The organism is Meridianimaribacter flavus, assembly GCF_004366715.1.
Classification (GTDB): Bacteria; Bacteroidota; Bacteroidia; order Flavobacteriales; family Flavobacteriaceae; genus Gaetbulibacter_B; species Gaetbulibacter_B jejuensis.
On sequence record NZ_SOQZ01000001.1, the window covers coordinates 750,088 to 761,794 of the forward strand.

The 11,707-nt window shown below is 31.9% G+C and carries 12 protein-coding genes; 2 read left to right on the top strand and 10 right to left on the bottom strand.

Annotated features, from left to right (window positions below):
• Position 1: 1 nt before the first annotated feature.
• Complete coding sequence (locus tag A8975_RS03370) at positions 2 to 1,096, bottom strand: Nif3-like dinuclear metal center hexameric protein (RefSeq protein ID WP_134198677.1); 1,095 nt, start codon at positions 1,094 to 1,096, stop codon at positions 2 to 4.
• Positions 1,097 to 1,145: 49 nt separating this feature from the next.
• Between A8975_RS03370 and lpxK the strand changes: the two genes are divergently transcribed.
• Positions 1,146 to 2,156, top strand: coding sequence for a tetraacyldisaccharide 4'-kinase (gene lpxK, locus A8975_RS03375; protein WP_134198678.1), 1,011 nt, complete (start codon positions 1,146 to 1,148; stop codon positions 2,154 to 2,156).
• Here lpxK and A8975_RS03380 read toward each other — a convergent pair.
• The 7 genes from A8975_RS03380 to A8975_RS03410 are packed head-to-tail and all read right to left on the bottom strand — an operon-like array spanning position 2,153 to position 9,431.
• Positions 2,153 to 4,378 carry an ATP-binding protein gene (locus A8975_RS03380; protein WP_131505918.1) on the bottom strand — a complete coding sequence of 742 codons (2,226 nt, stop codon included), beginning with the start codon at positions 4,376 to 4,378 and terminating at the stop codon, positions 2,153 to 2,155. The genes lpxK and A8975_RS03380 overlap by 4 nt on opposite strands.
• A 48-nt stretch (positions 4,379 to 4,426) precedes the next feature.
• Entirely contained in the window at positions 4,427 to 5,425 is a 999-nt protein-coding gene (gene gap, locus A8975_RS03385) for a type I glyceraldehyde-3-phosphate dehydrogenase (RefSeq protein WP_134198679.1), read from the bottom strand.
• Position 5,426: 1 nt separating this feature from the next.
• A complete protein-coding gene (gene lipA, locus A8975_RS03390; protein ID WP_129759223.1) occupies positions 5,427 to 6,305 on the bottom strand; it encodes a lipoyl synthase in 879 nt (292 codons plus the stop codon).
• 50 nt (positions 6,306 to 6,355) lie between these two features.
• Positions 6,356 to 7,570 (bottom strand): Nramp family divalent metal transporter, encoded by a 1,215-nt coding sequence (locus A8975_RS03395; protein ID WP_134198680.1) that lies wholly within the window; start codon positions 7,568 to 7,570, stop codon positions 6,356 to 6,358.
• Positions 7,570 to 8,118 (bottom strand): RNA polymerase sigma factor, encoded by a 549-nt coding sequence (locus tag A8975_RS03400; RefSeq protein WP_131505915.1) that lies wholly within the window; start codon positions 8,116 to 8,118, stop codon positions 7,570 to 7,572. The genes A8975_RS03395 and A8975_RS03400 overlap by 1 nt, the downstream gene beginning before the upstream one ends.
• On the bottom strand, positions 8,109 to 9,221 hold the full coding sequence (locus A8975_RS03405) for a glycosyltransferase (protein WP_208325351.1): 1,113 nt from the start codon (positions 9,219 to 9,221) through the stop codon (positions 8,109 to 8,111). The genes A8975_RS03400 and A8975_RS03405 overlap by 10 nt, the downstream gene beginning before the upstream one ends.
• 6 nt (positions 9,222 to 9,227) lie before the next feature.
• A complete protein-coding gene (locus tag A8975_RS03410) occupies positions 9,228 to 9,431 on the bottom strand; it encodes a membrane or secreted protein (protein ID WP_131505914.1) in 204 nt (67 codons plus the stop codon).
• 166 nt (positions 9,432 to 9,597) lie between these two features.
• Here A8975_RS03410 and aqpZ point away from each other — a divergent pair, with 166 nt between their 5' ends.
• Positions 9,598 to 10,284 (top strand): aquaporin Z, encoded by a 687-nt coding sequence (gene aqpZ, locus A8975_RS03415; protein WP_208325352.1) that lies wholly within the window; start codon positions 9,598 to 9,600, stop codon positions 10,282 to 10,284.
• Positions 10,285 to 10,357: 73 nt separating this feature from the next.
• Here aqpZ and A8975_RS03420 read toward each other — a convergent pair whose 3' ends face one another.
• Positions 10,358 to 11,158, bottom strand: a complete 801-nt coding sequence (locus A8975_RS03420) for an anti-sigma factor (protein WP_129759219.1) — start codon at positions 11,156 to 11,158, stop codon at positions 10,358 to 10,360.
• 11 nt (positions 11,159 to 11,169) lie between these two features.
• Positions 11,170 to 11,700 carry an RNA polymerase sigma factor gene (locus A8975_RS03425; protein ID WP_129759218.1) on the bottom strand — a complete coding sequence of 177 codons (531 nt, stop codon included), beginning with the start codon at positions 11,698 to 11,700 and terminating at the stop codon, positions 11,170 to 11,172.
• Positions 11,701 to 11,707: the final 7 nt, after the last annotated feature.

Below are 11,707 nucleotides of genomic sequence, written 5' to 3' on the forward strand. Positions count from 1 at the left end.
ATTATAAATACTTTACCGGATTTGTATTTGTCATTGATAAAACGACTGCAAAATTAGTAATTTTTTTTGATAGATAGTCAGCTAAAAATGTTTTTGTGTGTTGTTCGCTCTCATAATGACCAATATCCATTAAGATTATTTGGTCTTCTGCAGCAAAAAAATCATGATATTTTAGATCAGCAGTTATTAAAACATCAGCATTTACTGACTTTGCAGTAGATATCGCAAAACTACCTGAGCCTCCAAGAACAGCAACTTTTTTAATGACATCTTTTGTGATTTTTGAATGACGAATTGCAGTGACATTCATTTTTTCTTTCACATAGTTGAAAAAATCAGTAGTTGGCATTTCTTTTTCAAGTTCTCCAACCATACCAATCCCTATGTTTTGGTTATAATTGTCTAGAGTTGTTATTTCATAAGCAACTTCTTCGTAAGGATGATTTTTAAACAAAGCAGTAACAATTTTTGATTCTAAATGTTTACTAAACGTTACCGAAATTTGAGTTTCTTCTTCAAAATGTAGCACGCCTTTTTCTCCAATGGTAGGGTTTGAAGATGCATTACCTTTGTAAGTGCCAATGCCTTCGCTGTTAAAGCTACAATGATCATAATTACCAATAGCTCCAGCGCCAGAATTAAATAAAGCAGTTCTTAACACTTCAGCATTATTTTTAGGAACATAGGTTGTAAGTTTTTTAATTGTGCCTTTTTGAGGGATAAGAATTTTTTTCGATTCAAGGTTTAACCGGTTACAAATAATGTCATTAACACCTTGTAGAGCATTGTCTAGTGCAGTGTGGATAGAGAAAATAGCAATATTGTGCTTAATGGCTTTAATTACTACACGTTCAACATAAGTGTTGCCATTTAGTTTTTTTAAGCCTTTAAATATTATAGGATGAAAACTAACAATAAGATTGCAGTTTTTTTCAATGGCTTCGTCAACGACAGATTCTAGTGTGTCTAAAGTGACTAAAACACCAGTTAATGGTTCGTTTTTATCACCAACTAAAAGTCCAACATTGTCAAAATCTTCGGCATAGTTTAAAGGAGCTAGTTCTTCTAAATAATTAATTACATCTTTTATAAGCATAATGGCAGTAAAGTTTGTATCAAAGATAAAATATTATACTTTAGTTGCGATGAAGTTAATACGAAACATATTGTTGCCTGTTGTTCCAATTTATTATTTGGTAACATGGTTGCGAAATAAGTTTTACGATGCTGGGATTTTTAAATCCACATCTTATGATTTTCCTTTAATAGCAGTTGGTAACTTGAGTGTTGGAGGTACAGGAAAAACACCAATGATAGAATACTTAATTAGATTGCTAAAGTCTAATTATGAAGTGGCAACCTTGAGTAGAGGTTACGGAAGAACCACTAAAGGCTTTGTGCTAGCTGGTGAAAATACTGATGCAATGCGTATTGGAGATGAGCCTTTTCAGTTTTATTCAAAGTTTGAAACTATTAAAGTTGCAGTTGATGCTAATAGGAGAGAAGGTATTGTCAACTTAAGGGCTTTAACTCCTAAGCCAGATGTGATTTTATTGGATGATGCTTTTCAGCATCGAAAAGTAAAAGCTGGTTTTTATGTATTGCTAACATCTTACAATGCGTTGTATGTAGATGATTTTTTATTACCTACAGGAAATTTAAGAGAACCAAAACAAGGAGCAAAACGAGCTAATGTAATAGTAGTTACCAAATGTCCATCTAGTTTATCTGAACAAGAAAAAAGTGAGATTATAAAAAGGTTGAAACCTAATGCTAATCAAGACGTGTTTTTTAGTTCTATTGAGTATTCTAATACTGTTTATAGTTTAGCAGAAGAGCAACCTCTTGAGTTTTTTAAAGATAAAAAAATTACTTTGGTAACAGGTATTGCTAATGCGAACCCGCTAGTTGAGTATTTAAAATCAAAAGCATTAGACTTTAAGCATTTGAACTTTAAAGATCATCATTTGTTTTCGGAAAATGAGATTAATGCATTGAAAGAAGAACACATTATATTAACCACCGAAAAAGATTATATGAGACTTTCGCCTCATTTTAAAGGAGAAGGGAATCTCTACTACTTACCAATACAGGTAAGTATAGATGATAAATTGAGGTTTGATAGATTAATTAATAATTACATTGAAAGCTGTTAAATAGCCGTTGGACTTTGGTTTTGTACCAAGGCATTAAACAGTTTTCTTTCAAAATCTTCTTGTTTGAATGGTTTTGAAATAATATCATCAAAACCAGCTTCATCAAACTCGTGCATTTTGTCTTCTAAGGTTACAGCTGTTAAGGCAAAAATAGTAAGTTCCTTATCAAAGGTTCTTATTATTTTAGTGGCTTCTAAACCACTAATTCCAGGCATGTGGATGTCCATTAAAACTACATTGTAGCTTTCTTCTTTTACCTTTTCAACAGCTTCTTCGCCATTATCAACAACATCACAATAAAGATTCATTTTATTCAGAATTTTCTTTGTAATCATTTGGTTGATTTTGTTGTCCTCAACCACTAAAATTTTAATGTTACTTAAGTCCAATTCGTTGATGTTTTTAGAAAAATTCTCTTTTTTAACTTTTACAGTTTCTTCAGTGTAGGCAAGTGGTATTTCAAAAAAGAATGTTGATCCTTTTCCTAATTCACTTTTTAAATAAATTTTACCTTTTAATATCTCAATAAGTCCTTTTACAATGGAAAGCCCTAGACCTGTTCCACCATATTTTCTGTTGATTTGAATAGAGCCTTGTGAAAAGCTCTCAAACATATTTTCTTGCTTTTCTTTAGTGATTCCAATTCCGTTATCTTCAATTTCAAATCGCACATTAAAGACACCATTTTTTTCATTGATCTTGTTAACTCTTACCCAAATGTCTCCATCTTTAGTAAACTTTATAGAGTTACCAATTAGGTTGATAAGGATTTGAGAAATCTTTAATTGATCAGCTTCAAACGTTGTTGGAAGGTCTTTGTCATATTCGTAATGCATTTGAATATTATTATCCAATGCCGAATTATTTAATGCAGAAATTACATTTTCAACTTTGCTTTTAAGATTGAAAACCTCAGGATCTAACTCAACTTTGTTAGCTTCAATTTTATTAATTTGAAGAATATCATTAATGAAGGTTAATAAATAGTCTCCCGAAAATTTAAGCGATTTTAAATGTGGTATCTGGTCTGGTTTTGGGTTTTCATCCAATAACATGTTTGTAAGACCAGTTACAGCATATAAAGGTGTTCTCAACTCATGAGTTACGGTTGATAAAAAGTTTGCTTTGGTTTTTGAGGCTAACTCAGCTTTTTCTTTTGCGATTACCAACTCATCATTCTTCTTATGCAGCATATTGTTGGTTTTTAGCCTTATGTTGTTGTTTTTGTATAAAGATAGAGTAAGTAAAGAAAGGATAGTAATTAAAGCAATACTCAATATAGTTGTGATTTTTGTAAGATTACTTTCTTGATCTTTTTCTTTTACTTGAGCTTTTAGCTGTTGGTTTTCAGCGTCTTTGTATTCATTTATAAATTGTGCTCTTTTTTCAGGAGAAAGATTTTCTCTTTTAATATCTAAAATAGAGTCAGATAACCTAATGTGCTTTTTAAGGAATTCATTAGCAAGCTTATAATTACTGCTTTTTTGATAAATATCACTTAGTGTTAAATAGCTTTCATTAATACTTTCAACAATATTATTGTCTTTTGCAATGTCTAAACCTTCTTTGGTCATTGAAAGCGCTAAGTTGTTGTTTCCAAGCTCTTGTAGTACTTTTCCGCTGTTTATTAAAGCACTACTTAAAATGCTATTTTGCTTATACTTTTTTGAAAGTATTATAGACTTTTCAAGTAATGATTTTGCGGTTTTATAATCTTCTAGTTTTATGTAAACTTTAGCTTCATTTAGGCATACTTCAGAAATGTATTCTTCCATATCCTCTTCTTCAAACTTAGTTTTAGCTGAATTAAAATAACCTAAAGCAGTAGTGTAATCTTTTAAGTTGTAGTTAATAATTCCCCAAACATTATAGGTGGTTGCTAAATTGGCGTAGTCATCAATGCTTCGTTGAATTTCTGCCGACTTTGATAATGATAATAGTGCGTTTTCAGGTTCGTCAACAGTAAATTGTAATCTGGCAATTTTAGTATGAATAATACCTTCACTTTTTTTATCACCTAATTTTACTGAGATTTCTAGCGCTTTTTCAAGGTTGTCTTTGGCACTGTAATAATTACCTCTTTCGCTATCAAAAGATGCTTGGGTAATATGATTTTCTAAACGCAATTCTAAAATATCAGCATCATCTACAGCGTTTTGCGATGATAATTGAGTAGAAAAGCAAACTAAAAAAATAACTATGTAGTACTTAATTTGGGACATATTTAGACCACTTTAATTGAACAAATATAATTATTTATTCGATAAAAGTTATGATTTATCCGATAAATTGCAAATTAAATCTAAAATTCTTGAAGAATAACCAGTTTCATTGTCGTACCAACCAATAATTTTAACCATATTTCCAATCACTGAAGTCATTTGAGAATCGAAGATGCATGAATGCGTATTTCCCACAATATCAATGGATACAATAGGATCTTCAGTGTACTCCAAAATGCCTTTTAAGTAGGTTTCAGAAGCAGATTTGAAAGCAGCGTTTACAGCTTCTATTGAAGTACTTTTTTTAACATTGAAGGTAATATCGGTTAAAGAGCCATTTGCAACAGGAACTCTAATACCACAACCTCCAATAACATTGGCCAAATCAGGGAAAATTTTAGTTAAAGCCTTTGCAGCACCTGTAGTTGTTGGTACTATTGACTGTCCTGCAGCTCTTGCTCTTCGTAGGTCTCTATGAGGCTGATCATGTAAACTTTGATCGGTTGTGTAAGAATGTACTGTAGTGATGTAAGCTTGATTGATACCACAAAGTTTATTAATAATTTGAATCATTGGAGCTGCATTATTTGTGGTACATGAGGCGTTGGAAAGTATAACTTCTTGCTGATCAACAATGCTGTCATTAACACCTAAAACTACAGTTTTTATGTCATCTTCATTTGGTGGAACTGAAAGAATTACACGTTCTGCTCCATTTTTAATATGATATTCAAGTGTGTTTTTATCCTTAAACTTTCCTGTAGCTTCAATTACAAAATTGACATTGTAAGGACTCCAATCAATATCTTTAGGGTTGTTTTTATTTAGTAAAGGAATGGTTTTGTCATCAACGATGATGTTATTTTCATCATGAGAAATTTTTTTGTTGAAAATACCATGAATACTATCGTATTTAAGTAAGTGGCTTAGCGTTTTAGTATCAGCAAGATCATTGATAGCGACAACATCAATGTTTTTGTAGTTTTGAATGAGCCTAAAAACACGTCTGCCAATTCTTCCAAAGCCATTAATAGCAACCCTTGTCATTTTAGTTGATGTGTTTTTGCGCTTTGTAAGACGATCTAACCAATGCGCTACTTTCTACATGACGGAAACCTAAACCAAGTCCTATTTCTTCGTATTCTTTAAATTGGTCTGGAGTAATAAATTGCTTAACAGGTAAGTGTTTTTTGCTTGGTTGTAAGTATTGACCTATTGTTACTACATCAACATCATTTTCCTTTAGGTCATGAAGCGTCTCAATAACTTCTTCTCTGGTTTCACCAAGTCCTAACATAATACCAGACTTTGTTCTGCGTTGTCCTTGAGCTTTTAAATATTTTAAAACACCTAAGCTTCTATCGTATTTTGCTTGAATACGAACTTCTCTTGTTAAGCGTCTCACAGTTTCAATATTGTGCGAAACAACTTCAGGTGCTACATCTATAATTCTATCAATATGTTGTTCAATACCTTGAAAATCTGGAATAAGTGTTTCCATTGTGGTATTAGGGTTCATTCTACGGACTGCTTTTACAGTTTCAGCCCACATAATGCTTCCCATGTCTTTTATGTCATCTCTATCAACACTAGTCAATACAGCATGTTTAATATTCATTATTTTTATTGAACGTGCTACTTTTTCAGGTTCGTCCCAATCAAGTGTTTCTGGTCGTCCAGTTTTAACACCGCAAAATCCGCATGAACGTGTGCAAATGTTACCAAGAATCATAAAAGTTGCAGTTCCTTCTCCCCAACATTCACCCATGTTAGGGCAACTTCCTGAGGTGCAAATTGTGTTTAATTTGTACTTGTCAACAAGACCTCTTAGTTCAGTATATTTTTTACCTGTAGGTAACTTTACACGAAGCCATTTTGGTTTTGGTTGTCTCTCAGTTGAAGTATTTGTAGCAGTTTCTGTATTCATTTATTATCAATTGCAGATGCAAAGATACAAAGTATAATCTTAAAATGATGTTATAATGTAGTGAGATACCAAATGCTGAATGCAAATAAAAATAGAATTCCTAACCAGCTTAAAATATGCATTGTAATAGATGGTCTCCACTCTTTTGGTGTGTTTTTGCTGCTAATGAGTTTGTAGTTTATAATAGCGTAAAAAGGTGCTGTTAAAAAAGATAATATTGTTGCTACTTTAACAAGTAAAACCATTTCTGAAGCTAAAAGAAAAAAGATGCAAATAGTTCCTGTAGTTAATAGTAAAATCCAAAATAAATAACCTTTCTTTAATGAGTTTTTAAACAATAACTGAGACGTCCTGTCCATTGCTCTTGGTGAAGCATCTAGTGTAGTTAAAGTTGTACTGAACATGGTGGTAAAAGCTGCAATTGCAATAATGATATAAGACCAATTACCAAGGTTTTGTGTGTATAATTTTACCAATTGATTACAAAAAATATAGGATTTACTGCTAAAGGTTTCACCAGATTGAAACATTACCAAAGCTCCTAATGCTATAAAACCTAAACCAATAATAATGGCAGCAGCGTAACCAACATTAAAATCGGTAAGTGATGATTTTACAGTAAGGTCTTTAGTTTCTTTTTGTTTTTCTATTGCCCAAAGCGAATGCCATATTGAAATGTCTAAAGGTGCAGGCATCCAACCCATAAATGCAATTAAAAAACCAACTTCAATGCTGCCTTTTGGTAAAATCTGCGAGAATGAAACACTATGTTCATTGTTAATTAATGCAATTATAACAGCTACAATAGTGCTTATAGTAAGTGTAACAACAATAACCTTCATTAATTTGTCAAGGAAGTTATAACGACCTTTTATTAAAATGCCTAAGCAGATAACTAAAATGATGATACTCCATACTTCAACAGTAATAAAATCTCCAAAAAGCGTAGAAGCTAAACCAGCAGTTACAATAGTTACAGCAGCTTGAATGGTAAACATTGTTGCAAATGTGAGTAAGAAATAGATGATGAGAACACCTTTGCCTAGTTTTTTGTAACCGTCTAAAAGGCTTTCACCTGTAGCCATTGCATAACGAGGACCAAACTGAAAAAAAGGATATTTAAATAGATGTACAATTAATAAAGCCCAAACTAACCCAAAGCCAAAATCGGCTCCAGCTCTTGTAGATTGTACTAAATGAGAAACACCTATTGCTGCTCCAGCAAACAATAAGCCAGGACCTAGGGTTTTTAAATTAAATCGCATTACTTTTTAGTAATAATTTCAGCTAATAACTTTTTTGCTCTTAAGAGTTTTACTTTAACATTATTAATTGGTTCTTCAAGTTGTTCAGAAATTTCTTTGTAACTCAATTCTTGAAAATACCTAAGGTTAATAACTTCTTGGTAATGAGGCTTTAGTTTTTTTATGTCGCGAAGTAGCTTTGCTAAATTTTGTTCGGTAATTAATTTATCTTCAGGAGAAGGAGACTCATCAATAATACCATAATATTCGTTTTCAACATCGCTATTTACAGTGTTTGAAATTGATGATTTTCGTTTTCGAATTAAATCTATATGAATGTTTTTTGAAATGGTAATTAACCAAGTTTTAAAAACATATTTATCATCATAAGTGTGAATTTTATCAAAAGCTTTTGAGAATGTTTGAATGCTAATGTCCTCAGCGTCATTTTCGTTTTCGGTTCTTTTTAATTGAAAACCATAAACGTCATTCCAAAATTTATCCAATAAAAAGTTAAACGCCATTTGGTCATTTAGCTTAGCTTTTTCAATGGCTTCTTTTACTTCCAATGGTTAGGTTTTGATTTCAGATTTTTTATAAATATAAAGAATTGTACAACAATTAAAAACAATTCTAGAATAGGGAGTAGAGGGAGTAAATCTTTTTCGTCTAGCTTTTTGGCGTTACTACCCATTATAGCGTAAAAAAAGATAAGCCTAAAAGTAATTAACGATACTACTATTTGCCATTTAAACATAAAGCTTAAGAGTGCAATTGCTAAAATCCAAAACAAGAATTGTGAACAGAAAAACAGTGTCAATAAAACTTTATGTTTTGTTTTATAACGATTAGCAGTACTTATATGTCTTCTTTTTTGAAGAATCCAATCTTTAAAGGTTGTTTTAGGTTTGGAAATGGTAAAACTGTTTTTTGATACACAAATTGTAGTGTTTTTTGAATTTCCAATTTCGTTTACAAATAAATCGTCGTCACCAGAGTTTAAATCAATATGATTCATAAAACCTCTGGCTTCATAAAACGTTTCGCTTCTGTAAGCTAAGTTTCTACCAACAGCCATGTAAGGCAACCCTATTTTTGTGTAAGAAAGGTATTGAGTTGCGGTTAAAAGAGTTTCAAACCGTATTAACTTATTTAAAAAAGAACCTTTAATTTTCTGGTAAGCACCATAGCCAATTACAATAGATTTTGTATTAGAAAAATGACTGCTCATTTCACTAATCCAATGCTTTGATGTAGGCTTGCAATCGGCATCAGTAAATAACAAAAAGTTATTTTTTGCAGCTTTAATACCTAATGTAAGCGCATATTTTTTGTTTCCCCAAAAGGCTTCAATGTTTTTTACGTTTACAATTTTAATAGTGTTAAATTGACTTTTGAAGTGTTCCATTACTTCTAAAGTATCGTCTTTTGAGCTGTCGTTTATGAGTACAACTTCAAAGTTGGGATAGTCTTGATTTAGAATAGATGGAAGGAATTCCTTTAGGTTTTCAGCCTCATTTTTGGCACAAATAATGACTGAAATAGGACTATTCTTAGGTTTCTGTTCTTGAGGTTTTGAGAACGAAAACTTTCCAAATAAAATAATATAAAAAAATGCTTGAATAGCTGTAACTAATATAAATATATAGAACAGTATTTCTAGTATAAGCATTAAGGTTTATGAGTGTTGAGGTTCATTACAATTCTTGAACTGATCAGGCGTTTTTCCGCAAAAACCACAAGCTTCTCCACTTTTGTTTAGCATAGGGTTTTGACTAGCGCAAGTACCAGCAAATTCCCCATCTTTTTTTGCCCAAAGTTTTATAGCAATTCCAGCAATTCCTAAGCCTAAAAGAATTAATGTAATAAGTAAGAGTTTCATTGTAAAAATTTTTACAAAGATACTATTTTAATATAGAATGATGAAAGGGTTTTAATAAGCTTTTAACGGATTGTAAAGTGCTCATTTTGTGACTTATTAACAAAATAAGTGTCGTAAGCATAAATAGAATTACATTTATTTATCTAACTAATAAAATTTTTTAATCATGAAAAAATTATTCGCAGAGTTCTTTGGGACTTTTTGGCTTGTATTTGGTGGTTGCGGAAGTGCAATTTTTGCAGCTGCTTATCCTGATTTAGGTATTGGGTTTGTTGGAGTAGCATTGGCTTTTGGTTTAACAGTGCTAACAATGGCTTATGCTGTTGGTCATATTTCAGGAGCGCATTTTAATCCTGCAGTTTCGTTAGGGTTATGGGCAGGAGGAAAGTTTCCTGCTAAAGATGTGTTGGGTTACATTATAGCTCAATTAATTGGTGCAATTGCTGCTGCAGGAGTGTTGTATCTTATTGTTACAGGAAAATCAGATTTTGTGGACATTGGAGGTTTTGCTGCTAATGGTTATGGAGAGTTGTCTCCTGGAGGGTTTAGTATGACTTCTGTTTTAATTACCGAGTTTGTGTTAACAATGTTCTTTTTATTGATTATTTTAGGAAGCACCTACGTGAAAGCACCTGAAGGTTTTGCAGGAATTGCTATTGGTTTAGCTTTAACTTTAATTCATTTAATAAGTATTCCAATTTCTAATACATCAGTAAATCCTGCTAGGTCTACAAGTCAAGCATTATTTGCTGGAGGAGAATTTACCTCTCAGTTATGGTTGTTTTGGTTAGCTCCAATTGCTGGTGCTATTGTTGCTGGGTTAATTCATAAAGCATTATTCTCAAAAGAATAAGTTTTATAGAGATGATTGAATAAAAAAACCACCTGAATTCAGGTGGTTTTTAGTTTTATTAATGTGAAATTAACTAGTTGTTTTTTAAAGCTATTTCTGCTACAGCATTTTCTGCACTAGCACTGTTTTGGTTTCCTTTAGGCTCTATAGTTATACTTAAGCCTAAAGCATCTTCCATATAAGGTATTTGTTTTAATTTTCTGTTAGCAACGTCCAAAATACCAAGGTTTACCATCTTGTCTTGTAACTCAGCCCAAATTTGATAGGTTTGGTTTTCAGGTAATTTTGGTAAAGACACTACATCAATCATTGATGTTTTTTCTTTTGCATTAATGTAGGCAACTGTTTTAAGGTCTTTAGCTCTTTCATTACCTCTTAATACATATTTTTCAGTATCAGGATTGTTAAGTTCCATGAACTGGCGCATAACATCATCTAACTTACTGTTGTTTTTTTCTATGTCGCTTCTTAAATCAAAAATCTCGTCTACAACTACTTGGTTTTCTTTTAATAAAGACTGATTTTGAAGGTATAACATTGTAGCTGCTCCAGCAAAAACAAATGCAGCAATACTTGCAGCAATACTGTATTTGTACCAAGGCGTTTTAGACTTTACCTTTTTTGGTTCTAAAGAAATTACAGGTTTTTCGTCAATGGCTTCATGAATTGAATCTAAAATAAACATAGGAGCTTCAACAGCATTAGCCTTAGCAAGAATTTCTAGGTTGTCTTGCAATTTCATGTACTCTTCTTCTGCTTCAGGATAAGTAGAAATGTAGTGTTCTACTTCCGTTATTTCAGAAGGAGTTGCTGTGCCTAATATGTACTTATCTATTAGACCAGATTGTAAAAAAGAATGTAGTTTTGTTTCCATTTCAATACTTTTTAATGGACATAGAGCTTTTTTAATTCTCGTAATCCAATTTTTAATCTAGACTTTACAGTACCTAACGGAATATCTAATTCATCACTGGCTTCTTGTTGCGTCATGCCCTCAAAAAACAGGGCTTTCAAGATAATTTGATACTTTTCGTCTAGTCTTGCAACATGCTCTTTTAAATCGATAACATCTTGATTTAAAGTTGCTGTTGGTAGAATATATACGTTTGATTTGTCGATTTGGACTTCTTTTTCAAATCTATTATTAAAACTTCTTAATTTATCTATTGCTGTGTTCCTTGCAATTCGGTATAACCAAGTAAATAATTTAGCCTTTTTAGAGTCGTATTTTTTAGCGTTTTTCCAAACTTTTACAAAGGTTTCTTGTAGTGCATCTTGAGCTATTTCTTCGTTTATGGTTACTTTTAAAATAACACCATAAAGACTGTCAGCATAATTTTCATACAGTAAATTAATTGCCGCTTTATCTCCTTTCTCAAGGAGATTAACAATGGTTTGCTCAATCGACGTGCTCAAAATTTTT